General features: G+C 61.3%; 22 protein-coding genes, 3 tRNA genes and 1 pseudogene. 15 read left to right on the top strand and 11 right to left on the bottom strand.

The window, feature by feature from the left end; genetic code table 11:
- Window positions 1-281: 281 nt before the first annotated feature.
- Window positions 282-1,229: an OmpA family protein gene (locus tag ACSZOQ_RS12095; protein WP_439922759.1), complete on the top strand. Its 948-nt coding sequence runs from the start codon at window positions 282-284 to the stop codon at window positions 1,227-1,229.
- A gap of 111 nt (window positions 1,230-1,340) precedes the next feature.
- On the opposite strand, the gene ACSZOQ_RS12100 is transcribed toward ACSZOQ_RS12095, so the two are convergent.
- Window positions 1,341-2,159, bottom strand: a complete 819-nt coding sequence (locus ACSZOQ_RS12100) for a lytic murein transglycosylase (RefSeq protein ID WP_439922760.1) — start codon at window positions 2,157-2,159, stop codon at window positions 1,341-1,343.
- A gap of 178 nt (window positions 2,160-2,337) precedes the next feature.
- Between ACSZOQ_RS12100 and ACSZOQ_RS12105 the strand changes: the two genes are divergently transcribed.
- On the top strand, window positions 2,338-2,574 hold the full coding sequence (locus ACSZOQ_RS12105; RefSeq protein ID WP_439922761.1) for a hypothetical protein: 237 nt from the start codon (window positions 2,338-2,340) through the stop codon (window positions 2,572-2,574).
- Between the two features lie 721 nt (window positions 2,575-3,295).
- Here the strand turns inward: ACSZOQ_RS12105 and ACSZOQ_RS12110 are convergent.
- Window positions 3,296-4,024 carry an outer membrane protein gene (locus ACSZOQ_RS12110; RefSeq protein WP_439922762.1) on the bottom strand — a complete coding sequence of 243 codons (729 nt, stop codon included), beginning with the start codon at window positions 4,022-4,024 and terminating at the stop codon, window positions 3,296-3,298.
- A gap of 232 nt (window positions 4,025-4,256) precedes the next feature.
- Here ACSZOQ_RS12110 and ACSZOQ_RS12115 point away from each other — a divergent pair, with 232 nt between their 5' ends.
- The gene (locus ACSZOQ_RS12115; protein ID WP_439922763.1) at window positions 4,257-5,063 is read left to right on the top strand and encodes a hypothetical protein; all 807 of its coding nucleotides are present in this window, start codon (window positions 4,257-4,259) and stop codon (window positions 5,061-5,063) included.
- Between the two features lie 75 nt (window positions 5,064-5,138).
- On the top strand, window positions 5,139-5,732 hold the full coding sequence (locus tag ACSZOQ_RS12120) for a hypothetical protein (RefSeq protein WP_439922764.1): 594 nt from the start codon (window positions 5,139-5,141) through the stop codon (window positions 5,730-5,732).
- A 33-nt stretch (window positions 5,733-5,765) separates the two neighbouring features.
- On the opposite strand, the gene rpoD is transcribed toward ACSZOQ_RS12120, so the two are convergent.
- The gene (gene rpoD / locus ACSZOQ_RS12125; protein WP_439922765.1) at window positions 5,766-7,919 is read right to left on the bottom strand and encodes an RNA polymerase sigma factor RpoD; all 2,154 of its coding nucleotides are present in this window, start codon (window positions 7,917-7,919) and stop codon (window positions 5,766-5,768) included.
- Window positions 7,920-8,551: 632 nt separating this feature from the next.
- Window positions 8,552-10,453, bottom strand: a complete 1,902-nt coding sequence (dnaG, locus tag ACSZOQ_RS12130; RefSeq protein WP_439922766.1) for a DNA primase — start codon at window positions 10,451-10,453, stop codon at window positions 8,552-8,554.
- A 145-nt stretch (window positions 10,454-10,598) separates the two neighbouring features.
- On the opposite strand from dnaG, the gene ACSZOQ_RS12135 reads away from it, so the two are divergent.
- From ACSZOQ_RS12135 to ACSZOQ_RS12145, 3 genes and pseudogenes are all read left to right on the top strand, one after another.
- Complete coding sequence (locus ACSZOQ_RS12135; RefSeq protein WP_439922767.1) at window positions 10,599-11,147, top strand: chlorite dismutase family protein; 549 nt, start codon at window positions 10,599-10,601, stop codon at window positions 11,145-11,147.
- Window positions 11,144-11,944, top strand: coding sequence for an N-formylglutamate amidohydrolase (locus ACSZOQ_RS12140; protein ID WP_439922768.1), 801 nt, complete (start codon window positions 11,144-11,146; stop codon window positions 11,942-11,944). The genes ACSZOQ_RS12135 and ACSZOQ_RS12140 overlap by 4 nt, the downstream gene beginning before the upstream one ends.
- 11 nt (window positions 11,945-11,955) lie before the next feature.
- Window positions 11,956-12,111, top strand: a pseudogene (locus tag ACSZOQ_RS12145) (SRPBCC family protein); the annotation flags it as partial.
- 136 nt (window positions 12,112-12,247) lie between these two features.
- On the opposite strand, the gene ACSZOQ_RS12150 reads toward ACSZOQ_RS12145, so the two are convergent.
- Window positions 12,248-12,412 carry a DUF3309 family protein gene (locus tag ACSZOQ_RS12150; protein ID WP_074117325.1) on the bottom strand — a complete coding sequence of 55 codons (165 nt, stop codon included), beginning with the start codon at window positions 12,410-12,412 and terminating at the stop codon, window positions 12,248-12,250.
- A gap of 371 nt (window positions 12,413-12,783) precedes the next feature.
- Window positions 12,784-13,239: a GatB/YqeY domain-containing protein gene (locus tag ACSZOQ_RS12155; RefSeq protein WP_439922769.1), complete on the bottom strand. Its 456-nt coding sequence runs from the start codon at window positions 13,237-13,239 to the stop codon at window positions 12,784-12,786.
- 121 nt (window positions 13,240-13,360) lie between these two features.
- Between ACSZOQ_RS12155 and carA the strand changes: the two genes are divergently transcribed.
- A complete protein-coding gene (carA, locus tag ACSZOQ_RS12160) occupies window positions 13,361-14,551 on the top strand; it encodes a glutamine-hydrolyzing carbamoyl-phosphate synthase small subunit (protein WP_439922770.1) in 1,191 nt (396 codons plus the stop codon).
- Between the two features lie 92 nt (window positions 14,552-14,643).
- Here carA and ACSZOQ_RS12165 read toward each other — a convergent pair whose 3' ends face one another.
- Entirely contained in the window at window positions 14,644-15,111 is a 468-nt protein-coding gene (locus ACSZOQ_RS12165; protein ID WP_439922771.1) for a ferritin-like domain-containing protein, read from the bottom strand.
- Between the two features lie 139 nt (window positions 15,112-15,250).
- On the opposite strand from ACSZOQ_RS12165, the gene ACSZOQ_RS12170 reads away from it, so the two are divergent.
- Window positions 15,251-15,976, top strand: coding sequence for a class I SAM-dependent methyltransferase (locus tag ACSZOQ_RS12170; RefSeq protein ID WP_439922772.1), 726 nt, complete (start codon window positions 15,251-15,253; stop codon window positions 15,974-15,976).
- Between the two features lie 91 nt (window positions 15,977-16,067).
- Window positions 16,068-16,142 (top strand) — tRNA-OTHER (locus ACSZOQ_RS12175).
- 128 nt (window positions 16,143-16,270) lie between these two features.
- On the opposite strand, the gene ACSZOQ_RS12180 is transcribed toward ACSZOQ_RS12175, so the two are convergent.
- Together ACSZOQ_RS12180 and ACSZOQ_RS12185 are read right to left on the bottom strand one after the other, a co-directional pair.
- A complete protein-coding gene (locus tag ACSZOQ_RS12180) occupies window positions 16,271-16,534 on the bottom strand; it encodes a GCG_CRPN prefix-to-repeats domain-containing protein (protein WP_439922773.1) in 264 nt (87 codons plus the stop codon).
- A gap of 279 nt (window positions 16,535-16,813) precedes the next feature.
- Window positions 16,814-16,886 (bottom strand) — tRNA-OTHER (locus ACSZOQ_RS12185).
- A gap of 105 nt (window positions 16,887-16,991) precedes the next feature.
- On the opposite strand from ACSZOQ_RS12185, the gene ACSZOQ_RS12190 reads away from it, so the two are divergent.
- A tRNA-OTHER gene (locus ACSZOQ_RS12190) sits at window positions 16,992-17,066 on the top strand.
- Between the two features lie 19 nt (window positions 17,067-17,085).
- On the opposite strand, the gene ACSZOQ_RS12195 is transcribed toward ACSZOQ_RS12190, so the two are convergent.
- Entirely contained in the window at window positions 17,086-17,517 is a 432-nt protein-coding gene (locus tag ACSZOQ_RS12195) for a DUF302 domain-containing protein (protein WP_439922774.1), read from the bottom strand.
- 328 nt (window positions 17,518-17,845) lie between these two features.
- On the opposite strand from ACSZOQ_RS12195, the gene carB reads away from it, so the two are divergent.
- The 3 genes from carB (at window position 17,846) to ACSZOQ_RS12210 (ending at window position 22,997) form a co-directional block, all read left to right on the top strand.
- Window positions 17,846-21,310 carry a carbamoyl-phosphate synthase large subunit gene (gene carB, locus ACSZOQ_RS12200; RefSeq protein WP_439922775.1) on the top strand — a complete coding sequence of 1,155 codons (3,465 nt, stop codon included), beginning with the start codon at window positions 17,846-17,848 and terminating at the stop codon, window positions 21,308-21,310.
- Between the two features lie 280 nt (window positions 21,311-21,590).
- Complete coding sequence (gene greA, locus ACSZOQ_RS12205) at window positions 21,591-22,067, top strand: transcription elongation factor GreA (RefSeq protein ID WP_439922776.1); 477 nt, start codon at window positions 21,591-21,593, stop codon at window positions 22,065-22,067.
- A gap of 531 nt (window positions 22,068-22,598) precedes the next feature.
- On the top strand, window positions 22,599-22,997 hold the full coding sequence (locus tag ACSZOQ_RS12210; protein WP_439922777.1) for a DoxX family protein: 399 nt from the start codon (window positions 22,599-22,601) through the stop codon (window positions 22,995-22,997).
- 31 nt (window positions 22,998-23,028) lie between these two features.
- Here ACSZOQ_RS12210 and ACSZOQ_RS12215 read toward each other — a convergent pair whose 3' ends face one another.
- Entirely contained in the window at window positions 23,029-23,508 is a 480-nt protein-coding gene (locus tag ACSZOQ_RS12215; protein WP_439922778.1) for an Lrp/AsnC family transcriptional regulator, read from the bottom strand.
- Window positions 23,509-23,766: 258 nt separating this feature from the next.
- On the opposite strand from ACSZOQ_RS12215, the gene trxB reads away from it, so the two are divergent.
- A complete protein-coding gene (gene trxB / locus ACSZOQ_RS12220; protein ID WP_439922779.1) occupies window positions 23,767-24,732 on the top strand; it encodes a thioredoxin-disulfide reductase in 966 nt (321 codons plus the stop codon).
- The last annotated feature ends 1 nt before the right edge of the window (window position 24,733 follow it).

Raw genomic sequence — 24,733 nt, forward strand, 5'->3', positions numbered from 1 at the left:
AGGATCGAGAGACGTGATAGAGATGGCGGGTCTCTGGCCTGCCTTTCATTTTTTGCTAACCGCGGCCAGCGCCGGCCGGGGTGGCGGGCGACCACAATCAGCGATGTCGGCAGACGTGGGCGGGTGGGACGAATCATCCCCACCCTTCGGCCGGTGGTCAAATGCGGTCTTCTATCAGAATCGCCACAACCCCGTCATAAACCTCCAGACAATCCTGCGGCTTTGTCAAAACCGTTTTCATCCCGGTCTTCCGGACGTTTTCCAATCAAGGGGTTTGATTCATGCTGCGACTGGCCCTCGCTATTGCCGCTGCCCTCCTCATCCAGGCTGCTCCCCTCCCGAGCCTGACCACGCCAGCCGCAGCCGCGGCAGGCGATGTCACCAAATCGCACGATTATCCCGGCGTCGGCCGCTTCAAGGGCAGCGTCATCACCGGCTATGATGTGAAGGACTTCGACGCGGCAACCCTGCAGGCCGCGCCGTTCAAGGACGGCCAAGCCACCGACCCGCGCAAGATCGAGGGCCGCATCGTTCGTATCGCCTATCGCACCGGAGCCGGTCCCTCGATCCTCGAAGTGTCCCGCAATTTCGAGAGCCAACTGGCGAATGCCGGGTTCGAGACGCTGCTCGCATGCGATGTCGACGTCTGCGGCGGCATTCCGTTCACCGAGGCGATCGGCGTATTGCCGGTGCCGCAGATGTGGGTCGACGGCTTCGACTACCGCTACTATGCCGGCCGGAAAATCGAGAACGGGCACGAGACCTATGCCAGCGTGCTGGTCAGCAAGAACAACGACGACATCGTCGCACAACTCACCGTCGCCGAACGCGACGCGATGCAGAACAAGATGGTCGATGCAGCTGCGATGGCCAAGGGGCTTGGCGAGAGCGGGCACATCGCGCTCTACGGCATCTACTTCGACACCGACAAGGCCACGCTTAAGCCGGAGAGCCGGCCGACCCTCGACCAGATCGCGAAGCTCCTGAGCGGCCAGCCGGAGCTCAGCGTCTATATCGTCGGCCATACCGACAGCCAGGGCGCCCCGGCCCATAACCTCGAACTGTCGCGCCGCCGCGCCGAAGCCGTCGCCGAGGACCTCGTGCGTAGCTACAAGATCACCAGGACCCGGCTCAACACCGCCGGCGTCGGCTTTCTTGCGCCGATCGGCTCCAACGCCACCGACGCCGGCCGCGCGCTCAACCGTCGGGTCGAACTGATGCAGCCGTAGAGCCATTCGGCTTTGATGGAATCAAAGCCGGGCTCTACCTTTTTTGTTTGACGCGTTTTCTTAACGCGAACCGGTATCCACTTCGCTCGAAAACGCTATGGCCAGCCTCACTCACTGTCCGCCCAGCTTGTCGGCAAAGAGGCCGATGGTCTTGCGATAGACCTCGGAACGATTCCATTCCCGCATCGCCTCGAAATTGGCCGAGCCCTCGTGATAGTCGCCGCCGGCCTTCCAGCCGTTGACCCTCAGAAGGTTCGCCGTCGAGGCCAGCACGTCCGGCACCGAATGCCGCAGATCGACATGGCCGTTGCCGTCGTAATCGACGCCGTACTTGATGTAGGACGACGGCAGAAACTGGGTCTGCCCGATCTCGCCCGCATAGGCGCCGACCATGTCGCTCAGCCGCAGATCGCCGCGCTGCAGGATCTTGAACGCCGCCAGTAGCTCGTGCTGGAATAGATCGCTGCGCCGGCAATCATGCGCCATGGTCGCGAGCACCCGGAACACCGGCAGCTTGCCCATATCGCCGCGGCCGAAATCGGTTTCCAGTCCCCAGATCGCGACGACAATCTCCGGCGGCACGCCAAACTGCTTCTCGATTCGCGATAACAGCGAGGCATGACGGTTGAGCATCGCCTTGCCGCCGTTGATACGGCCGGCCGTGACGCGGGTCGCGGCATATTGCTCGAAGCTCTTGCGGAAGGTGCCGCGCTGGCGACGGTCGAAATTCAGCACCGCCTGGTCCTGTTGCACACCGCTGAGCGCCTGCGAAATCACGCCCTGCGATATGCCGTCGGCCGCTGCCTCCCGCGACATCGCGGCCACGAAGGTGTTGAAGTCGCCGCCGCATTGCGCGGCCTGCGCTGCACCGCCCAGCATGCCGCTTGCGAGCCAGCCGCCGACAATGAGAGCCAACCCATATCTGAGCATGTTCTGGGATTCCTGTTTCCTGCGCCCGCGGCATCCTGCCATGACGCACCGTTCGCCGTCAAAAGCCGCCGCGCGAGCCGGCTGCTTGTCGCCTGTGCCAGCCCCGTCGCCGGGCTGGCGCACGCGTTTGCCTCGACTTTTGCTTTGACTTCCGCCGCGTCTTACCCGACAAGCCCGTATGCCGAAGAAACCCGGAACCAATCCAAAGGGCGAGTTCGCCTTTTTCAATGTCGTTTATGAGGACGGCTCGCAGCGCTCCAACCGCCGGGTGTCGAGCGAGCTGCTCGGTGGACTCGAGGGCGACGAACCGGCGCGCGCCTTCATCGTCGAGCAGGATCGCCAGATCGCCGAGAAGGGCGGACGCGTGCCGCTCGCAATCAAGAGCCTCAGCCGCGTCGGCGCGAAGAAGAAGTAGCGCGGCATGCTTGGGGCTTGCCCCATTCGTGCCAATCGAAAGGTCCGCTTAACGCCTGCGCAGTTCGCGCCAGAAACAACCCGCAGCGCTTTGGGCGTGCAAAGCACCCCTGTTGTTTAGCAGCGCGGGGACGCCGTCGCTTGATTCGTCCCTGCCCTCACAATATGAGGGCGCGCGGAACGCCGGACGACAGCAAAAGTGGATACCAGTTTTGCGTCCGGTCGCGCTCATCTCCAAAGTTGCGCATGGCTTTATCCCCGAGCCGCTCACTTCGGCCGCTGCCTCATGCACATCGATAAACAGCGCACGAGTTCCTCACCAAAACACCGGATACATCCGGCGTATCGCTGACAAGTTTGTCAGCGCAGGCGTGACTTCGATACGCGATGGTTTTTCGGCTTGCTTCGTGCTCTCCCCGGCAACGGTTAAAAACCTGACGCCGTCGTCTCCGCGATATCCTTTATGCTCTCGGCTGACGACCAAGGGAGCAGTCCGGAGAGAATGTTACGGATTCCGCTACGCTTACCGTTTACGCCGGCCTGCGTGCCCGACGTTTCTATTGGCGCAAGCTGTCGAAAAATATCGTTGAGGCCTCAAACTCCAAGCGTTGGGAGATCGGCATCACGACAGCGAAGCCCTGATAGAAGCAACAAAGAAATAAGGAGCTCCATCGCTGGAGCTCCTCTCGCCTTAAATTCTAAGTCCAACCCTTCGGCGCTGCTTAGAAGTGATAGTTCACGCCGGCGCGCACGACGTGCATCCGGCTCTGCTCGGTGAGTGAAATGCCGGCGGGAACAAGGCCACCGCCCAAGGCAGCCAAAGCACTCAGGTTGACATCGTCCTTGCCCAGGTCAACATACAGGTACTCGGTCTTTACCGACCAATTCGGCGCAATCATATATTCAAGGCCAGCACCCACGGTCCAACCGATCTTGGTGTTGTCTCCGAGAGGAAGGAGAAAGCTGGTTGACGTCTGGCCATAGGCAAGGCCGCCCGTCACATAGAGAAGCGACCGATCCCACGGCATCACACCAAAGCGCGCACGGACGGTACCGAAATAGTTCGTCGTCGCGCCAATATCGCCGAGGCCCAGACCGCCACCGCCACCAAGCGCTCCCAATCCAGAAGTGCTCTTCACGTTCGCAGCCTGAATATCGGCTTCGAAACCATACAAAATCGCCTGGGCCTGCCAGTTATAACCGATCTGACCGCCACCGATGAACCCGCTGCTGGTGGTGGTTAACGATGTCGTACCAAGACCACCAAGAGGAGCCCCGTTGAAACCAAGCACCGAATCACCGCCTGCATATCCGGCGTTCGCGCCGATATAAAAGCCTGTCCAGTTATAACCCGGCGCGAACTGAACCGGTGCCTTCGCGTACAAGTCAGCCGCAGAGGCCGAAGCAACCATCGTCAGCAATGCCGCAGACGCCATCAAGATCTTTTTCACAACTGCTCTTCCTATCCATTAATCAGAAATGCAGCTCTCGCCCGCCAGTCATAGCAATGACAGAAAAGACACAGGCACTAACCAACCGCAGTTGAGAACCGAAAACACTGTGTTGTTGGTCGCAGGTCACGCCCGATGATGACGCGTTGGAAAGCTGGTCGTGTTCTGCGCGGTTTCTGTTAATCGCACAGCACCACCTCGACGCCTTTCACGAATCCGCTAGTCTCACCGCATGATAACACCCGACCCCGCCTCGGCCTCGACAGCCTTTGATCTTTACTACCTGCAGAACGGCAAGCATTTCTTCTGGCGCAATCCGAACCACGGCGTGTCGCTGATCGATGCCGGGCGCGACTCCGCGATTGCCTGGCGCACCGAAAGCGGCGAGGCGGGCCGCAGGCTCTGGACCGACATCGTCTCGGTGAACATGACGTCCGCAACATCCGGCAAGGATATCGTCAACAACTGCCGCATCAACTTTCGCGATGGCCGCTTCCTCGTCGTCACCGACGCGGGCACCACCGGCGAAGTCGATCACGACCGCACGCCCGTCTATCGCGACTTCGTGCGCGCGCTGCATCTGCGGCTGGCGCAGGCCCCAGCGGGCACCATCGCATTCAATGCCGGCGCATCCGAAGGGCGCCACATCGTCATGATGGTGATGGGCGTCATCGCCGCGCTGTTCTTCGTCGGCACACCGCTGGTGCTGGTGTTCATCGTGCGGGACTGGCCGCGTGCTGCTCACGCTCGGGGCCGGCGCGGCCTTTATCTGGCCGTTCTGGAAGGTGATCGAGACCAATCGGCCGCGCAGCTACGACCCGCGCCGGCCGCCGGGCGAACTGATGGACTAAGCGGGATCACGATGGTTTTGGATCGAATCGATCCGAAAATCATCAGCGTGATCGTTCCCAATTTTTTAGAGCGGGATACGGACGGAAAACCGCTGCACATTTTTCCTCATCCCGCTCTAACCAGGTTTCGATCTGGAAACCCGCGTCGTGCCCTCCCCGCGCCCGCCGCAGGTTGCGCCGCAGCGTGAAACCCGTCTCGACGTCGCGCAAAAATCCGCTATGCTCCCGGCATGATCGAGCCAGCACCTGCCATTGCACCTGTCATGGCCTCGACGGCCTATGACCTATATTACCTGGTGAACGGCGAACGCTACTTCTGGCGCAGCGCGGGCCATGGCGTGACGCTGATTGACGCCGAGCGCGACTCCGCCATTGCCTGGCGCAACCAGGCCGGCGAAGCAGGCCGTCAACTCTGGACCGACATCGTCTCGGTGAATATGCCCGACACCGACGGCAAGGATGCCGTCGACAAATGCCGCATCGATTTTCGCGGCGGCCGTTTTCTCATGGTCACCGACGCGGGCATCAGCGGCAAGGTCGATCGCGCACGCGTGCCGGTCTATCGCGATTTCATCCGCGCGCTGCACGAGCGCCTCGCGGAGGCGCCGGAAGGCGCCATCCGCTTCACCTGCGGCGTCTCGCCGACGTACCGCAAGGCGATGCTGGCGCTCGGCGTGATCACGGTGCTCCTGTTCGTGGTGGCGCCGGCGGTGCTGGTGGTCGACTTTCACGAATGGCGCGCGATCGGCCCGCTGACGGCCGGCGCCACGTTCATCTGGCCGTTCTGGAAGAAGATCGGCACCAACCGACCGCACGTCTACAACCCACACCATCCGCCGGGCGAGCCGATCGACTGAGCGCGGGCTCACACCGCGCCCGGGATGACGGGATCAATTGTCCAGGAACGACCGCAGCTTGCGCGAGCGCGAGGGGTGCTTGAGCTTGCGCAGCGCCTTGGCCTCGATCTGGCGGATGCGTTCGCGCGTCACCGAGAACTGCTGGCCGACCTCTTCCAGCGTGTGGTCGGTGTTCATGCCGATGCCGAAGCGCATGCGCAGCACCCGTTCCTCGCGCGGCGTGAGCGACGCCAGCACACGCGTCGTGGTTTCACGAAGATTGCTCTGGATCGCGGCATCGATGGGGAGCACCGCGTTCTTGTCCTCGATGAAATCGCCGAGGTGTGAGTCTTCCTCGTCGCCGACCGGGGTTTCCAGCGACAGCGGCTCTTTCGCGATCTTGAGAACCTTGCGCACCTTCTCCAGCGGCATGCCGAGCTTCTCGGCGAGTTCCTCCGGCGTCGGCTCGCGGCCGATCTCGTTCAGCATCTGGCGCGAGGTGCGCACGATCTTGTTGATGGTCTCGATCATGTGCACGGGGATGCGGATGGTGCGCGCCTGATCCGCGATCGAGCGCGTGATCGCCTGCCGGATCCACCACGTCGCATAGGTCGAGAACTTGTAGCCGCGGCGGTACTCGAACTTGTCCACCGCCTTCATCAGGCCGATGTTGCCTTCCTGAATCAGGTCGAGGAATTGCAGGCCACGGTTGGTGTACTTCTTGGCGATGGAGATGACGAGGCGCAGGTTCGCCTCCACCATTTCCTTCTTGGCCTGGCGCGCCTCGCGCTCGCCCTTCTGCACTGAATGCACGATCTTGCGGAATTCGCCGATCTCAAGCCCGGTCAGCGCGGCAAGCTGCTGGATCTCGCCGCGCAGCTCCTTGATGCGGTCCTTCTCGTGATGAACGAAATTCTTCCAGCCCTTGGCCGAAAGTTTCGAGACACGGTTGAGCCAGCGCGGATCGAGTTCGGAGCCCTGGTAGTTCCTAAGGAAATCCTCGCGCGCCACGCCGTGGCTGTCACCGAGCCGCAGCAGGCGCCCCTCGAACGAGACCAGCTTCTTGTTGATGTCGTAGAGCTGCTCGACCAGAGAATCGATGCGCGCCTGGTTGAGCCGCAACGACTTCACCTCGACGACGATTTCATCCTTCAGCTTCTTGTAGCGGCGCTCCTGATTCGGCGAGAGCGATTCGTTCTGGAGCTGGTTGGAGATGTCGGCTTCCTGCAGGCGGCGCAGCTTCTTGTAGTTTTCTGCGATCTTGTCGAAGGTCTCGACCACCTTCGGCTTCAGCTCGGCCTCGATAGCGGCGAGCGACATCTGGTTGTCGAAGTCGTCCTCCTCCATGTCGCCTTCGGCGGCGCTGTCGGCCGGGTCCTTCTCGTCCTGGTCGCTGGCTCCCCCCGGCACACCCCGCGCACGGAACGGGGTCGGCGACGGCGGTGCTGCCGGAGGCGCGGTCACGGTGGCGTCGAGGTGGCCCCCGCTCGATGCCGCGGAGGCTTCGTCCGCCGGCAACGGCTGGCCGTCGGGGCCAACCGGCGCCCCGAGCAGCGCCGGATTCATGTTGTTCTTGGCGTCGGGCCCGGCATAGGTCGCCTCGAGGTCGATGATGTCACGCAGGAAGATTTTTCCCTCGTTGAGTTCATCGCGCCAGATAATGATGGCCTGGAAGGTCAGCGGGCTCTCGCAGAGCCCCGCGATCATCGCCTCGCGGCCGGCCTCGATGCGCTTGGCGATGGCGATTTCGCCCTCGCGAGACAGCAGCTCGACGGTGCCCATCTCGCGCAGGTACATTCGCACGGGATCGTCGGTCCGTTCGCCCGGTTCCGACTTCTTGACCTCCGTGACGGCCTTCTGCGTGACCTCGACGAGTTCGTTGTCGGTTTCGTCGTCGCTCTCTTCCTTGTTTTCGTCCTCGCTGTCGGCGTCCTCGGACTCCGACACGTTGATGCCCATGTCGGAGAGCATCGACATGATGTCCTCGATCTGCTCCGGCGAGGTGGTGTCGGAGGGCAGCACTTCATTGAGCTGGTCGAAGGTGACGAAGCCGCGCTTCTTCGCCTGCTTGATCATCTTCTTGACGGCGGCGTCGCTGAGGTCGAGCAACGGCGACGGCGCGTCCGGAGCATCCTTCTCAGGGGCGTCCGCTGCCTTGTCGTCCTTTTCCTTGTCCTTGACCTGCAGCGTCTTTGCCTTGCTCGCCATTCACAGCTCCTGAAACGCACTCATCGGGAAGCGCGCCCGCTTCCCCCGTGAAATCCGCGCCGCGCCCGGCGCTTGATTTGCGCCGCTCATGACGCACACAAAGGGCGGCGCAAATCTCTCGCCACCCCGTCAACCCTCTCGCCGAATGATCGTACCCGCGTTGGACTACGTGTCGGATGACCTAACCTGTCAGGCCTTGACTTTCTATTAACCCTGTTTTTGCCGCCAAAGCTTGGATTTGGCGAGTTTTTTCACGGTTCCGGGCACCGCCGTCCCGTATCAATTTTGCTTCAGACACTCCGATTTCTCACCCGGTTCCGGCCTGGGCGCCGTCGACCTTGGGCAGGAGGGCCTCCGTAAGGTAATTCCCTAAGTAAGAAGCGCCGCCGGACGATGCAAGCCGATCGGCCGGTATCGGGCGACCGAAAACGTCGCGGGAGGCGCTCGAAGCCGCTGAATTCGATCCAATTTCCGTTCTTTACGGACCCGGTCGCCGGATCCGCTTCCTGCCCGATAGCTGCCCTGCCCTGCCCCGCCCGGCCCAGCCAGCGGCGGCACAACAGTTTCCTTCGCCGCCGGGGAATGGCCAAGTTGGGGGCCTGATTCGTCCGTTCCGCGAGAACCAGCCCTGCTCACGCGGCAAGGTGCATCGTCCCGCTCTGTGGCGCCCAGATGCGAATGATATCTTCCGCCCGCTCCGACAACGTCACGCCCTCAGCGCTGATGCTTTCCTGTTCGGCGTGACCTTCTCGAACCAGACACAACAGTCGCGCGACGGCAGATTCGTCTCCCTGCCCGGCGTCGAGCCTGGCTCTCTGGATATCATCTTCCAACTCATGCCAGTGCAGAATTTTGATGAAGTGATCCAGGCAATCGGAGACAAAATCGGGCGGCGGATCGCGACTTAAGATCGGAAAGCGCTCGAACAGTCGATGCCCCCGCTCTTTGCCGGCGCCGGCTTTGCCGTGGACAGTTTGCAGCACGTCATAAAATTCTTCGCCAAGCTTGTCCCAGATCACCGAGACCGACAGCTTCGCTTCCGTCACCAGTAACTGAAACAGATGCGACAGAAATTGATCGAATAAATCAGGAAATTGCAGTCGCAAGACGGCATCGCGCTTGTCCTCGAGCAGGTCAGGATATTGTACGAGCATCCCGAGAACGGTCTTTTGCAGTCCCGAACGCTGCCCTTCTCCGTCAAACTTGAGTTTTGGATTTAATCTGGAGTCCGCTTCCTTGTAATTGCGGGCCGGCCGCCGGTTGACTTGCCAGAACAGGTTGGCGAGTTGCATCCGGGAGGTTCTAAAGAAAGCCGTGTTGACGGCCTGGTCCTGAATCGTCCGCACCAGCGCATAGAGCTTCTGTTCCAACGCAGCTTGTCTGTCGGGAGTCCGAACATCCTGACCATCCGTCTCGCGATGCCAAAGCACGTCCCACAGCGGCAGGGAGCCGGACAGAACGCTTCTGAACGCCTCGACGCCCTTTTCCCGGATCAGGTCGTCGGGGTCTTTCTGCTCGTCCATGAACACGAAGCGGAACGTCTTGCCGACGCGTAGCAAGGGCAAGATGCGGTCGACGGATCGATTGGCCGCGGCGATGCCCGCGCGATCGGAATCGAAGCAGACGACAGGTTCGGGAGACAGCCGCCATAGCGTGGCGATCTGCTCTTCCGTGAACGCGGTCCCCATCGTGGCAACCACGGCCTTGATCCCCGCCTGATAGACCGCGATGGCGTCCATGTATCCTTCCACGGCAACGACCGAATTGGCCTCGTGAGCCGGCTGGCGCGCGCGATGAAAGTTGAAAACGATCGAGCCTTTGTGAAAGATCGAGGTTTCCGGCGAATTCAGATATTTGGGCTGCACGTCCTTCTTGAGAGCGCGGCCGCCGAATCCAATGACGCGGCCGCGCTGGTCGTGAATCGGAATGATGATCCGGTCGCGAAAGCGATCATAAGGAACAGGAATATCGTCGCCGGCGATCAACAGACCGGCTTCGATCATGTCCTCCACCGGGATGCCCTTCGCGCCGAGATATTCCTTCAATGCGAAGCGATCTGCGGCGGCGTAGCCGATCCGGAATTCGACGATACTGGACGCCGCTATTGCGCGGTCCGACAGATAGCCCCGCGCTTGCGCGCCGTCACGCGAAGCGAGATTCTGCTCGAAGAACTTGGTCGCGAGGTCCATCACCTCGAACAGGGATTTCTGCCGCTGCTCGCGCTGCTCCTCTTCCCTTGAGTTGCGCGGGAGTGGAAGCCCCGCCATCGACGCCAGCCGCTCGACCGCTTCGGGAAAGGAAACGCCTTCGGTTTCCATCACGAAGTCGAAGATGTTGCCGTGCTTGCCGGTGGAGAAGTCGTGGTAGAATTGTTTCTGGTCGTTCACTGTGAACGACGGCGTCTTTTCCTGCTGAAACGGCGACAGCCCCTTGAATTCGCGGCCCGCCCGCTTCAGCTTCACGCGCCGGCCCACGACTTCCGAAACCGGAAGGCGCGCCTTGACCTCATCAATAAAGCTGGGCGGGAAACGCATGCGCCGTCTCACTCAATCTCGGCGGCGGGTATAACTGCCTGCCGCCACCCATGCGAATCAGCTAGGCACTTTTTAATATTGTACTATATTTGTTCTCAAACATATCCCCTGCTTTCCCCACCTGTCCACAGACACCGGAAGTGAAATGACGTTCACAGTCTTCACCGGCGGCGACACCGGCGCCTGGAATATCCTGTCCATTGCTCCCGTCATCGGCGAAAGCCTCGTACCGGCGTCTCATCTGGGGATCGCGCCGAGCGTCTCGCTGGGCGACGCGTCCGCGACGCCATGGCAGCTTCGCGGCGTCGCCAGCCACGTGCGCTACGTCGAACGCGCCGAGAAAAATGCGCTGACCTCGGCGCAGGCCGGGCTGGGGCGCACGGAGGCGACCCGCGCGGCGCTGATCCCCATCAAGAAGTCGGCCGCATGGTGGGAGCTGACGCAGGAAGAACGGCGGAAAATCTTCGAGGACAAGTCGCACCATATCGCCGCCAGCCTCAAATACCTGCCCGCCATCGCGCGACAGCTCTATCACTGCCGCGATCTCGGGGAGCCATTCGATTTCCTGACCTGGTTCGAATACGCGCCGGAACACGCAACGATGTTCGAAGACCTCGTCGGCGTCCTGCGCGCGACCGACGAATGGACTTATGTGGAGCGCGAGGTGGATATTCGATTGGCGCGCGCGGTATGACAGCCCTTGATGCGCAGCCGGCAATCATCACCCTGCATGAACCGCCCGTCATCGAGCGCAATGTCTCCGGCGCCTCGCCCTTCCTGCTGACCTGCGACCACTATGGACGCCTAATTCCCGACGCGCTCCGCGATCTCGGCTTGCCGGAAAGCGAGCGGCAGCGGCATATCGCGTGGGACATCGGGATTGCCGGCGTCGCCGAACGTGTTTCGAAGGCACTGGATGCGCATCTGATCGCGCAGCGCTATTCGCGACTGGTGATCGACTGCAACCGCCCGCCGGATGTCGCAAGTTCGATTCCGTCAGTCAGCGAAGCCACCGTCATTCCGGGCAACGAGGCTATTTCACAGGCCGAGGCCGACGCCCGGAGGCGCGCGATCTTCGAGCCGTACCATCGCCGGATCAAAGAGGCGATCGATGGCCGGCTGGCGCAAGACCGCCCAACCGTGCTGATTTCGCTGCACAGTTTCACGCCGGTCTATGCCGGAATAGCGCGGCCATGGCATATCGGCACGCTCTACCATCGCAGCACGGTTCTGCCGCACCTTTTGCTGTCGCTGCTGCGTGACGAGGGCGATCTCGTGGTCGGCGACAACAAACCTTATGCGGTGAGCGACTTAACCGACTACACCATTCCGGTGCATGGCGAGGCGCGCGGGCTGATGAACACCGGCATCGAGATCAGGCAGGATTTGATTGCCGATGAGGCCGAACAGACGCAATGGGCGGATCGGCTGACGCGAATGCTGCGCGAGATCGAGACGGCGCTGATCACACCGCAATCGTCTTACGCTTAGAGTCCCTCATGATCGATATCAGCGCGTTCAAACCCACCTTCGTCTACACGATCTACATCGCCTCCACGCCGGACAAGGTGTGGCAGGCTCTGACCAGAGCGGAGTTCAGCCGGCAATATTTCTCTGGCTTCGCCGTCGAACTTCAGGAGCGTGTCCGCGGCCGTTTCGCCCGCGCGCATGTTGGCGGCGCTCAAAAAGCTTGGAATCAAGCCGCCGGGATAATGGTCGCGCCCACACCGAAGATTGAAAATCCACGAACTGAAAAGGCCCCGGATATCCGGGGCCTTTTTCGTTTTGAGTAACCTAGATGCGTCCCATCAGGAGCAGGATGAGCAGGATGATGATCACCAGCCCGAGGCCGCCACCGCCATAATAGCCGGTGCCGTAAAACGGCCCGCCGCCGATGCCGCTGAAGCCGCCGAGCAACGCGATAATGAGAATAATCAGAATGATTGTGCCGATGCTCATATTTCTTCTCCTCCGCTTAATGGTGCATGAAGATGGCGAGAAGAATGATCAGCGGGATCGGAATCCCGATCAGCCAGAGAAGAAGTCCACGTCCAATGCCCATAGTCGCCTCCTGTGTGATGGGGCGACAACGCAGGGGTTCAGACCTAGTTCCGCGGGCAGGAACCGAACTATTTCTCCGAGGGACTGGAACCAATTTAGCCGAGCGCACGCGACTCGCGGCACGGCGCCTTGCTTGTCGCGGTCATCGGCAGTCTGTCAGGGAACGCGACGATGCGCTGGCATTCGTACGCGGCGAGTTTCAGTTTCACCAAGTCTTGGATTTCGTACGCCAGTTCGCTCGGCGCAAAGCCGGCTCCGGCGCCTGACCATCATCCCGTCAACGCGGCCTTCACCACGCCGCTGGCCTTGCCGAAATCCATCTGCCCGGCGTATTTGGCTTTCAGCGCGCCGATCACCTTGCCCATGTCCTTGATACCGGCGGCGCCGGTCTCGGCAATGATGGCAGCGACGGCGGCCTTCACATCGGCATCGGACATCTGCTTCGGCAGGTAGCCGGAGATCACGAGAATTTCCGCGCGCTCCTGTGCAGCCAGTTCCTCACGGTTGCCCTTCTCGTAGAGTTCGACCGACTCCTGGCGCTGCTTGATCATCTTTTGCAGGACGCCAAGCAGATCGCCGTCCGACAGCGGCGGCTTGCCCTGCCCGCGCGCCTCGATGTCGGCATTCTTGATGGTGGAGTTGACCATGCGCAGCGTGGAGAGCTTGCGATCGTCCTTGGCCTTCATCGCCTCCTTGACGGCGTTGTTGATGTCATCGCGCAGCATCGGCAATCTCCCCTTGCGGTATGAAACACCGCCGGTCATCTCGGGCCTGATGTAAGCCGCGTTTGCGCGCGAGACAACCGGAGTTTGACGCGGTGCGGTAGCCGGGGTATGTCATGCGCTCATGACCACATCGGAAAACACCTCAGCCTGGCCGGACCTCAAGCCGACCGCGCTTCTCGTGCTCGCCGACGGCATGGTGCTCGAAGGCTTCGGTCTCGGCGCGGAAGGACAGGCGGTCGGCGAGGTCTGCTTCAACACCGCGATGACCGGCTACGAGGAAATCCTCACCGATCCCTCCTACGCCGGGCAGCTCATCACCTTCACATTTCCTCACATTGGAAATGTCGGCACCAACGACGAAGACATCGAAACGGTGAACATGGCGGCGACGCCGGGCGCGCGCGGCGTCATCCTGCGCAGCGCTATCACCGATCCTTCGAACTACCGCGCCGCCAAACACCTCGACGCCTGGCTGAAGGCACGCGGCATCATCGGCATCTCGGGCATCGACACCCGCGCGCTGACCGCGCTGATCCGCACCAAGGGCATGCCCAACGCGGTGGTCGCGCACGCGAAGGACGGGCGGTTCGATCTGCACGGATTGAAAGAGGAGGCGCGCGAGTGGCCGGGCCTGGAAGGCATGGACCTCGTGCCGATGGTGACATCCAGCCAGCGCTACACCTGGGACGAGACTCCGTGGGCGTGGGGCAATGGATTTGGCCGGCAGGACAAGCCCGAATTCAACGTCGTCGCCGTCGACTATGGCATCAAGCGCAACATCCTGCGCCTGCTCGCCGGTGAAGGCTGCAAAATTACAGTGGTACCGGCGACCACTTCGGCGGACGACATTCTGGCGATGAAGCCGGACGGAGTGTTTCTGTCGAACGGCCCCGGTGATCCCGCCGAGACCGGCAAATACGCGGTGCCGATGATCCGAAAAGTGATCGAGTCGGGGATGCCGACCTTCGGCATCTGCCTGGGCCACCAGATGCTCGGTCTCGCTGTCGGCGCAAAAACAAAGAAGATGCATCAGGGTCATCACGGCGCCAATCATCCGGTCAGGGACGAGACCACCGGCAAGGTGGAGATCACCTCGATGAATCACGGTTTTGCCGTGGACGAGGCGACGCTGCCGAAAGGCGCGAAGCAGACCCACGTCTCGCTGTTCGACGGCTCCAACTGCGGCATCGAGCTGGAGGGCAAGCCGGTGTTCTCCGTCCAATATCATCCGGAGGCTTCGCCGGGTCCACGCGACTCGCACTATTTGTTCAAGCGCTTCGCGGATCTGATGCGCGAGAACAAGCGGGCGTAGGTCTGCTCGCAATCAGGCGTCATCGTTCGCCAACGGGTCCGGCTTGCCGGCCCGATGACAGCTCCGGCGGACGATCCGCTGCCATGCTTGCTTCAGTCGGCAATGCCGGCATCCGGTGGATCGATGCCGAGCGCGGTAGCAAGCGCGATCAGATGATCCTGCTCTTCGACAAGAATGCCGCGTAGGCTTTCTGCGATTGCGAATTCATTCAGCTCATCCGCCTGCCGCACCCTGCGCCGATATTGGCGGATCGTTTCCTTCTCGTTCGCCAGATCGAACTTCAGCATGTCTTCCGCCTTCTCCGACGTCTTGACCGGCTTCGGCGTCACCGAGGGCATGCCGCCGAGATAATCGATATGATTGGCGACCTTGAGCGCATGCTCGAGTTCTTCACCGGCATGGACCGCCAGTTCGTCCGCGATATTCATGTATTCCGCGCCCTTGAGAACCTGGGAATAATTCACATAGGCGATGATCGCCTGATACTCGCGCGACAGGTCTTCGTTGAGACCTTCGATGAGCTGTTTGCGGGTGACTGTCGGCTGGTCGGATTTGGACATATCATCTCCTCTTAGTGCTTGGTTACGGCTATCGTCTGGCTATCCGGGGACCCGATTCTCGGCCTGATACCCTCTACCCGCCTTCAACGCGCCGCTATAAAACGGGTTCCAGCAAGGGAACAAAGATAACAGACACGTCATGAATGACTGGATCGACTACTACGATTCCACGCACACGATTTACGTCAGCAAGCTGCACCGCGACGTCCATTTCGAGACCATCGCCCGGGACATCGTCGGCTACGTCTCGTCGAAGGAATCGGTCGTACTGGATTATGCCTGTGGCGAAGCGCTCTCGGCTGAAACGGTGGCCGATGCGTGCGGCCGGCTGATCCTCGCGGAGCCCGCGCCCGGCGTTCGCGGCCGGCTGGTCGCGCGGTTCGCACCCAACACAAAAATCCGGGTGCGCTCGCTGGACGAACTCCGGCACGTGGACGAGAAGTCGGTCGATCTGGCGGTGATGAACTCGGTCGCACAATACATGACGCCGGACGAACTCGATGCCGCCTTTACCATCGTTCGCCGGTTACTCAAGCCGGCTGGCCGTCTGGTGCTGGGCGACATCCTGCAGCCGAATGTGGGAATGTCCGGCGACGTGATCGCACTGCTTCGCTTCGCGGCAAAGCATGGCTTCGTGAAAGACGCACTGTTGGGGCTGGCCCGCACGGCTCTGTCCGACTATCGGCAACTCCGCACCAGGATCGGGCTGCAACGTTACAGCGAGGCCGAGATGCTGGCCAAGCTCGCCGCCGCGGGATTCACGGCGACACGGGAGCCGGTGAATATCGGCCATAACCCGTCGCGCATGACATTTGTGGCGCGGCACGCCTTCGAGCGCAGCCGCAACGCGGATGCCGCAAGATAGGCAAATTGAAGCAACCGGTCGGAGGCCAACCGGTTAAGGTTAAGCGGCGTTAAGACTCGCGACCCGCCAATTGTTGCGAAATATTACCGACGGCCCGGTGGCGGAAGTCCTACGCGGGAGCTGTGCAAAGCTTTTTATCCTGGTTCAAGTCCAGGCTGGGCCTCCAATCCTTCTCCCCGACACAAACTTTCGACGTGACGGATGCTGCGGCCAATCGCAGCCTCCCGAAAACAGCGTGGACGTTTTTCACCGCAAAGAAAAAAGCCCACGAAGTGCGGGCTCGTTCCGGCCGTCTTACCAACGACGCCAGTGACGATGGTGCCAGTGACGGTGATGCCAGTGACGGTGAAACCGCCGCGGGCCATAATAACCCCACGCGCCATAGAAGCGTCTGCTAGGCACGCAGCGCCCCCAGCCGTTGACGTGCCAGCCGGGCCCGCAGCGCCAGCCGGCCTGTGTGACAGAACCTGTAGCGTCATGCAGCGGCGCGACAGGCATCGCTTGCGCTGACGCCATGCCGAGACCGACGGCGAAAGCGATGGAAGCCAAGAGTTTCATGTTGCTTTCCTCCTCGAACTTGGAAAGCAGAATTTCATCGCAATGCTACTGAATATGCGATGAAGGCCCCTGTCGGATTTTTGCCCCAGTGCAGCCTCTGTGACTCCGCATTTTCAAGACGCGGCGTGAGCAATCAGTGCCGGATCTTCGGGGTTCCTCACCAACTTCGTGTGCTCGTTCGCGCCGGCGCCGATTGAAATCGAATGATCCGGAAGCTGCACGCATCGTGACGGCGCGACGAATCATAACGGCCGCAGAGGACCGCGGCCGTGATTGTGATGGAGCGGATTCGATGAATCGAACATCGGTCTACGACCTGGAAGCCGCTGCTTTGCCACTAAGCTAAACCCGCATGACACGGAGATAGCACATCGCCGCAGCTCATGCCCCGAAGTTACAATTAACGTTACAGTGAGCAATCGCTCGACCCGCCGGGGATATCTGCAAATATGCCCGAGGCCCGGTGGCGGAAGTTCGACGCGGGAGCTGTGCAAAGCTTTTTATCCTGGTTCAAGTCCAGGCTGGGCCTCCAAATTCCTCCGTCTTGAGGACTACCCGATCGCCGCATCAGTCGCAGCGGCCAGCTTGCTCTCAAGTCCCTTCGCTGCAGCATGGAGCTTATCGCTCTGCGCATCGAACCCGTGGCGGAAAAAAACAGCCGATATGTGCGCCGCGTCGTTATAGCTGACATAGACCTTGCCGGCCTGATCCTGCCAGACCAGCATTTTCAGCGGCAAATCGATAGCCAACATGGGATGCTGAAGAAATAGCGGCGTTCCGCCCTGTGGGCTACCGACCACCAGAACCGTCGCCGGCGGCATCTCAAGACCGACGGCCTTTGCCGCAGCGGCGTGATCGAGGCGCGTAAAGACCTTCAGACCGTTGTCCTTCACCGCCGCTTCGAGATGATCGAGCGTGATCTCAAAAGGGTGCGAGCTTTGCTTCGTCACCAGATTGGTTGCAGCTTGTGCCAAACCAGCCATAAAAGCTCCAAAACTAGTGGTCGGATTCTAACATTTGCATTCCGTCGCGGCAGGGGTCTTTAAGTTCTAGTGGAGTTCTGAATTTGACATTCGCTTGCCGGGTTTGGCGGCAGCCCCCCGGATCGCCTCCCCGAGGGGAACAGACTGCCTCGAAAGAACTTTTTGCGCCGCCAAACCGGGAATTGCCGGTTGATGAAACCCTCATAATCCTTCCCCACCGCGGAAATCTGGTCTAAAGACAGCCCGCGCGCGAAGATCGCGCTCTTGCTCAAGGGACGCGCGGCATGCGCGCCCTTTTTTTGTGCCCAGTTTCCAGTCCCGGGACTTAATGCCTAAACGCACCGACATCTCGACCATTCTCATTATAGGCGCCGGCCCAATTGTCATCGGACAGGCCTGCGAATTCGACTATTCCGGCACCCAGGCGGTGAAGGCGCTGAAGGAGGAAGGCTACCGGGTCGTCCTGGTCAATTCCAACCCGGCGACGATCATGACCGATCCCGAGCTCGCCGACGCCACCTATATCGAGCCGATCACCCCGGAAATCGTGGCCAGGATTATCGAAAAGGAACGCCATGTCGTCCCAGGCGGTTTCGCGCTGCTGCCGACCATGGGGGGTCAGACCGCACTGAATTGCGCGCTGTCCCTCCGCAGACTGGGCACGCTCGACCAGTTCAACGTCGAGATGATCGGCGCAACGGCTGATGCCATCGACAAGGCCGAGGACCGGCAGCTGTTCCGCGAGGCCATGACCAGGATCGGCCTCGCGACGCCGAAATCCCGCCTCGCCAATGCCTCGGCGCTGAAGAAGCAATACCGCGACGAATATCTGACCAAAAAGGAAACCCTCTCCGGCGATGCACTAACGGCGCATGAGCGGCAATGGACGCTCGGCGAGAACGACCGCCGCAAGCGCTACCAGCAGCAGGCGATGGCGGAAGCGCTGATGGCGCTGTCGGAGATCGGCCTGCCTGCAATCATCCGCCCCTCCTTCACCATGGGCGGAACCGGCGGCGGCATCGCCTACACGCGCGACGAATTTCTCGACATCATCGAGCGCGGCCTCGACGCCTCCCCGACGAACGAGGTGCTGATCGAAGAGAGCGTGCTCGGCTGGAAAGAGTACGAGATGGAGGTGGTCCGCGACAAGAAGGACAACTGCATCATCGTCTGCTCGATCGAGAACCTCGACCCGATGGGTGTGCACACAGGCGACTCCATCACGGTGGCGCCAGCGCTGACGCTGACCGACAAGGAATACCAGATCATGCGCGACGCCTCGCTGGCGGTGCTGCGCGAGATCGGCGTCGAGACCGGCGGCTCCAATGTGCAGTTCGGGGTCAACCCGGTGGACGGCCGCATGGTCGTGATCGAAATGAATCCGCGCGTATCGCGCTCCTCGGCGCTGGCATCGAAGGCGACGGGTTTCCCGATCGCCAAGGTCGCGGCAAAACTCGCGGTCGGCTACACGCTCGACGAGATCGCCAACGACATCACCGGCGGCGCGACTCCGGCGTCATTCGAGCCCAGTATCGACTACGTCGTCACCAAGATTCCGCGTTTCGCCTTCGAAAAATTTCCGGGCGCCTCGACCACACTGACCACATCGATGAAGTCGGTCGGCGAAGTGATGGCGATCGGCCGCACCTTTCAGGAAAGCCTCCAGAAGGCGCTGCGCGGGCTGGAAATCGGCCTCACCGGCCTCGATGAAATCGATATCGATGGCCTCGGTCAGGGCGACGACAAGAACGCGATCCGCGCCGCGCTCGGCACGCCGACCCCCGATCGCCTACTCCAGCTTGCGCAGGCGATGCGGCTCGGCTGGAGCGACGAGGAAATCTTCAATTCCTGCAAGATCGACCCGTGGTTTCTCGCCGAACTGCGCGGCATCGTCGAGATGGAGAACAAGGTCCGCGCCCACGGCCTGCCGGGCAACGCCTTCGGTATGCGCACGCTCAAGGCGATGGGTTTCTCGGACGCGCGGCTCGCGGTGCTCGCGGGCAAGACCGAGGCGGAGGTCAAGACGCTCCGTCGCATGCTCGGCGTGCGCCCGGCCTACAAGCGCATCGACACCTGCGCCGCGGAGTTCGCCTCGCCGACTGCTTATATGTATTCGACCTACGAGTCGCCGTTTGCAGGCACGGTTGCCGACGAGAGCGCGCCATCAGACAAGAAGAAGATCGTCATTCTCGGCGGCGGCCCGAACCGCATCGGTCAGGGCATCGAGTTCGACTATTGCTGCTGCCATGCCTGCTTCGCGCTGTCGGACGTCGGCTTTGAGACCATTATGGTCAACTGCAATCCGGAAACGGTGTCGACCGACTACGACACTGCGGACCGTCTCTACTTCGAGCCGCTGACCGCAGAAGACGTGCTGGAGATCATCGACACCGAACGGCAGAATGGAACGCTGCACGGCGTGATCGTGCAGTTCGGCGGCCAGACGCCGCTGAAACTTGCACGCGCGCTGGAGGCCGCCGATGTGCCGATCCTCGGCACCTCGCCCGAAGCCATCGATCTCGCGGAAGACCGCGACCGCTTCAAGCGCATCCTCGACCGGCTGAAACTGAAGCAGCCGAAAAACGGCATCGCCTATTCGGTGGAGCAGGCGCGGCTGGTGGCGGCCGATCTCGGCCTGCCGCTGGTGGTGCGCCCGTCCTATGTGCTGGGCGGCCGCGCCATGCAGATCATCCGCGAGGAAAGCCAGCTCGGCGACTACCTGCTCGGCACCCTGCCCGAGCTCGTGCCCGCCGACGTCAAGGCGCGCTATCCGAACGACAAGACCGGCCAGATCAACACCGTGCTCGGCACCAACCCGCTGCTGTTCGATCGCTACTTGTCCGACGCTACCGAGATCGATGTCGATTGCCTCTGCGACGGCAAGGATACCTACGTCGTCGGCATCATGGAGCATATCGAGGAAGCTGGCATTCACTCCGGCGACTCGGCCTGCTCGCTGCCGCCGCGCTCGCTCGATGCTGCCACCATCACTGAGCTGGAGCGGCAGACCCGCGAGCTCGCACTCGGACTCGATGTCATCGGCCTGATGAATGTGCAATACGCCATCAAGGACGGCGATATCTACGTGCTTGAAGTGAACCCCCGCGCCTCGCGCACGGTGCCGTTCGTCGCCAAGGTGGTCGGCCTTCCCGTCGCCAAGATCGCGGCGCGGATCATGGCCGGCGAGAAGCTGGCCTCCTTCAAGCTCAAGCCGCAGAAGCTCGGCCATGTCGGCGTCAAGGAATCGGTCTTCCCCTTTGCGCGCTTCCCCGGCGTCGATACCGTGCTCGGTCCGGAAATGAAATCGACCGGCGAGGTAATGGGCATCGACCGCTCGTTCGAGATCGCCTTTGCCAAGAGCCAGCTCGGCGGCGGCACGCGGCTGCCGCGCAAGGGCACGGTGTTCGTCTCGGTTCGCGAGACCGACAAAATGCGCATTCTTGAAACGGTGAAGCTGTTGTCCTCGGTGGGTTTCAGGGTGATGGCGACGTCGGGGACGCAACGCTATTTGTCCGACAGCGGCGTTCCGGCCGAGAAGATCAACAAGGTTCTGGAGGGCCGGCCGCACATCGTGGACGCCATCACCAATGGCGAGGTGCAACTGGTGTTCAACACGACCGAGGGACCGCAAGCCCTGGCCGATAGCCGGTCGCTGCGGCGCGCTGCCCTCTTGCATAAAGTGCCATATTACACCACTCTTTCGGGCGCCGTGGCGGCCGCGCAGGGCATCCGCGCCTATTTGGGCGGGGACCTTGAGGTTCGCACGTTGCAGAGCTATTTTTCCGAGACCTAGGCCTGAATCGGACTTAATTGGCCCGATAATCGGTTTGCAGGAGTCTGACAGAGTCGGAACCTGCTGACCGTGGGGATGTTTGTTCCGACCGGGGCCGGTCGTAAGCAGCTAGTGTGGTGGTTCAGAAGTTCGCTTCATTGCCCCGGCGAGTCTGCCGCCAAGGCATGCGAACTTTGGAATCGGGACATTAGGCGAATGCGAATTCTGCGGCCGGGGTCCGGATCGGAAGCCGCTTCGCGTAACGCCACAGGGCCGCCGATGAAGCGAAGGACGAAGTGAGATGATCGAAAAGGTTCCGATGACCCGAGGGGGACATGCCGCCCTCGAAGACGAACTGAAGAAGCGCCAGTCGGTGGACCGGCCGCGCATCATCGAGCACATCGCCGAGGCGCGCTCACATGGCGATCTGTCGGAAAACGCGGAGTATCATGCCGCAAAAGAAGAGCAGTCGCACAATGAGGGCCGCATCGCCGAGCTCGAAGATAAGTTGGCACGCGCCGACATCATCGACGTCAGCAAGCTTTCCGGCGACACCATCAAATTCGGCGCCACTGTTACGCTGATCGACGAAGACACCGACAAGAAAGCGGTGTGGCAGATCGTTGGCGAAGCCGAAGCTGACGCCAAGAAGGGCCGCATTTCAATCACCTCGCCGCTCGCGCGCGCCCTGATCGGTAAGAAGAAAGGTTCCTCGGTCGAAGTCGTCGCGCCCGGAGGCGCCAAGGCTTACGAGATCACCAAGGTCGAGTGGCGATAGCGGACAGGTCACCGTCCGTACGCTTATCGCGCATACATCAGCACGGCCCGGTTTCGTTTTCGATGTGGTTTTATTTCAACTTCGGCAGAGCAGGATGAAAGCGGTATGCGGCTTTCCCGTTTAAGCCTCGCAACCGCGATAACGGCTGCGATCATATCCGGAGCCGCCCTCGCCGCCGATATGGATATCCCGCCCCCGCCGGCGAAGGAGATTTCGGTGCAGAAGGGCCCGCCGAATTGCAGCCGATGGACCGACGACTGCGTGAGTTGCGCGCGTGACACCGATGGCGCACCGCCGGTTTGCTCCAATACCGGTTTTTCCTGTCAGCCAAAACCGGTCCACTGCGTGCAGCCTTGAGCCCCGCTAGCGAAGCTCACGCCGGTGACACGGTCTCGGCCGGGACGCAATGCCGCAGGCGTCCTTCAGGACTGGAACATTTCAAGAGTAAAAATATTGGCATTTGCGTCACTGCGATGACCGATGCAGGTTTATTTCAAGATTTTGAAATGTCTTATACTGGGGGGATCTGACATGGATCAGATGTTTTCAAAATGGCAGCCGACGGCGCTGAGCCTGTTACGTTTCATGAGCGGGCTTCTACTCATGCAACATGGCACCGCCAAGCTTTTGGGCTTCCCGCCGTTGCCGATGTTCGCCGATCTGAAAGTCGCGTCACTGGTCGGAATGGCCGGAGTCATCGAACTGGTCGGCGGCGGACTGCTGGTGATCGGGCTGTTTACGCGTCCCGCTGCCTTCATCGCGTCAGGCATGACGGCGGTCGCCTACTTTATGGTGCACGCGCCGAAGAACTTCATGCCGATCGTCAATGGCGGCGAACTGGCCGCACTCTATTGTTTCGTATTCTTCTACCTGGTGTTCGCCGGCGGAGGACCGATCAGCCTCGACAAGATGATCTTCAACAAAAGTTGACGCAGGACCATTCACAGCGCGCTTTGCGGCCTCAGCCCGGCACCTTCAGCTCCAGCGGCACCGCGGCGGCGTATTTGGAGCTGTGGAGCACCAGCGAGGTTCGCACGTTGCGCACATGCGGTGCGGCGGTGAGATGCGAAACGAAATCCTGAAATGTCGCCATATCGGGCGCCACGCATTTCAGGATGAAGTCGATCTCGCCCGATAGCATCCAGCATTCACGCACGAGCGGCTCGCCGCGCACGAACTCCTCGAACGCGCGCAAGTCGGCATCGGCCTGACTCGACAGGTGTACCGACGCGAAAACCGTCACCTCGAAACCGAGCCGCTGCGGATCAAGCAATCCGCGGTATCCCTGGATGTAGCCCTCCTCCTCGAGTGCCCGGACGCGGCGCAGACACGGCGGTGGCGAAATGCCGACCCGCTTGGCCAGTTCGACATTGGTGATCCGGCCATCAGCCTGAATCTCGCTCAGAATCTTAAGGTCGATCTCGTCCAGACTTTTCGACACGCGCGTGCAAAACCCCGAAGCTCGCCAAACGGAGAGAGAATCTCCCGCAAGCCTATTAACGTAGATCGGGCAGCCTGCGCAATTTTATTGCGCAACATCCCACTTTCGCGTTTAGAGGAATTTTTGCAGTGACGGGTTGCAAATCCCGCATAGCTAGCCAGATATCCTATATAAAAGTTCCATGTTTTCCCGCCTCCGCCGCCTCCGCGGGCATTTCGCTGCTCGCCGCAGGCCAGCTTCTCGACATAGGTTCTAATTATGCCTGCTCCCGTCCACGCCAAGGTTGTGATCATCGGCTCTGGTCCAGCAGGCTATACGGCGGCGATCTACGCCGCGCGCGCCATGCTGGAACCAGTGCTGATCCAGGGCATTCAGCCGGGCGGCCAGCTCACCATTACGACCGATGTCGAAAACTATCCCGGCTTTGCGGACGTGATCCAGGGTCCGTGGCTGATGGAGCAGATGGAGAAGCAGGCGAGGCATGTCGGCACCAGGATCATCACCGATACGGTGAACTCGCTCGATGTGTCGCAGCGGCCGTTCCGGCTGACCTGTGATAGCGGCGAGGTCTACCTCGCCGAGAGCGTGATCCTTGCCACGGGCGCGCAGGCGCGCTGGCTCGGTCTGCCGTCCGAAGACACCTTCAAGGGATTTGGCGTCTCCGCCTGCGCCACCTGCGATGGCTTCTTCTACCGCGGCAAGAACGTGATCGTGGTCGGCGGCGGCAATACCGCGGTCGAGGAAGCTCTGTTCCTGACCAATTTCGCCTCGCAGGTCACACTCGTGCATCGCCGCGATCACTTCCGCGCCGAACGCATCCTGCAGGACCGGGCATTCAAGCATCCAAAGATCAAGGTGATCTGGGACAGCGCCATCGACGAAATCTGCGGCGCTGAGGATCCGCCCAAGGTCACCCACGTCCGGCTGAAGAACCTCAAGACCAGCGCGCTCACCGAGGTCGCAGCCGACGGCGTGTTCATCGCGATCGGCCACGCGCCCGCCACCGAACTCGTAGCCGGCAAGGTCAAGCTGAAAAGCTCGGGCTACGTCGAGGTTGCACCGAATTCGACGGCAACGTCGGTGCCCGGTCTGTTCGCGGCCGGCGATGTCGCAGACGAGGTTTATCGCCAGGCAGTCACGGCCGCGGGTTTGGGCTGCATGGCCGCACTGGAAGCTGAACGGTTTCTCGCCGTGCATGCGAGCGACCGCGCGGCAGCAGAGTAGC

The organism is Nitrobacter sp. JJSN (assembly GCF_051912485.1).
Lineage (GTDB): Bacteria > Pseudomonadota > Alphaproteobacteria > Rhizobiales > Xanthobacteraceae > Nitrobacter.

What these genes read in the sequence shown, in the direction of transcription:
- ACSZOQ_RS12135 (WP_439922767.1), top strand. Translation starts at nt 10,599, where the DNA reads ATGACGTTCACAGTCTTCACCGGCGGCGACACCGGCGCCTGGAATATC.
- ACSZOQ_RS12100 (WP_439922760.1), bottom strand. Translation starts at nt 2,159, where the DNA reads ATGCTCAGATATGGGTTGGCTCTCATTGTCGGCGGCTGGCTCGCAAGC.
- ACSZOQ_RS12210 (WP_439922777.1), top strand. Translation starts at nt 22,599, where the DNA reads ATGGATCAGATGTTTTCAAAATGGCAGCCGACGGCGCTGAGCCTGTTA.
- carA (WP_439922770.1), top strand. Translation starts at nt 13,361, where the DNA reads ATGACCACATCGGAAAACACCTCAGCCTGGCCGGACCTCAAGCCGACC.
- ACSZOQ_RS12195 (WP_439922774.1), bottom strand. Translation starts at nt 17,517, where the DNA reads ATGGCTGGTTTGGCACAAGCTGCAACCAATCTGGTGACGAAGCAAAGC.
- ACSZOQ_RS12180 (WP_439922773.1), bottom strand. Translation starts at nt 16,534, where the DNA reads ATGAAACTCTTGGCTTCCATCGCTTTCGCCGTCGGTCTCGGCATGGCG.
- ACSZOQ_RS12105 (WP_439922761.1), top strand. Translation starts at nt 2,338, where the DNA reads ATGCCGAAGAAACCCGGAACCAATCCAAAGGGCGAGTTCGCCTTTTTC.
- dnaG (WP_439922766.1), bottom strand. Translation starts at nt 10,453, where the DNA reads ATGCGTTTCCCGCCCAGCTTTATTGATGAGGTCAAGGCGCGCCTTCCG.
- ACSZOQ_RS12095 (WP_439922759.1), top strand. Translation starts at nt 282, where the DNA reads ATGCTGCGACTGGCCCTCGCTATTGCCGCTGCCCTCCTCATCCAGGCT.
- ACSZOQ_RS12120 (WP_439922764.1), top strand. Translation starts at nt 5,139, where the DNA reads ATGGCCTCGACGGCCTATGACCTATATTACCTGGTGAACGGCGAACGC.
- ACSZOQ_RS12155 (WP_439922769.1), bottom strand. Translation starts at nt 13,239, where the DNA reads ATGCTGCGCGATGACATCAACAACGCCGTCAAGGAGGCGATGAAGGCC.
- carB (WP_439922775.1), top strand. Translation starts at nt 17,846, where the DNA reads ATGCCTAAACGCACCGACATCTCGACCATTCTCATTATAGGCGCCGGC.
- ACSZOQ_RS12150 (WP_074117325.1), bottom strand. Translation starts at nt 12,412, where the DNA reads ATGAGCATCGGCACAATCATTCTGATTATTCTCATTATCGCGTTGCTC.
- trxB (WP_439922779.1), top strand. Translation starts at nt 23,767, where the DNA reads ATGCCTGCTCCCGTCCACGCCAAGGTTGTGATCATCGGCTCTGGTCCA.
- greA (WP_439922776.1), top strand. Translation starts at nt 21,591, where the DNA reads ATGATCGAAAAGGTTCCGATGACCCGAGGGGGACATGCCGCCCTCGAA.
- ACSZOQ_RS12170 (WP_439922772.1), top strand. Translation starts at nt 15,251, where the DNA reads ATGAATGACTGGATCGACTACTACGATTCCACGCACACGATTTACGTC.
- ACSZOQ_RS12140 (WP_439922768.1), top strand. Translation starts at nt 11,144, where the DNA reads ATGACAGCCCTTGATGCGCAGCCGGCAATCATCACCCTGCATGAACCG.
- ACSZOQ_RS12165 (WP_439922771.1), bottom strand. Translation starts at nt 15,111, where the DNA reads ATGTCCAAATCCGACCAGCCGACAGTCACCCGCAAACAGCTCATCGAA.
- ACSZOQ_RS12115 (WP_439922763.1), top strand. Translation starts at nt 4,257, where the DNA reads ATGATAACACCCGACCCCGCCTCGGCCTCGACAGCCTTTGATCTTTAC.
- rpoD (WP_439922765.1), bottom strand. Translation starts at nt 7,919, where the DNA reads ATGGCGAGCAAGGCAAAGACGCTGCAGGTCAAGGACAAGGAAAAGGAC.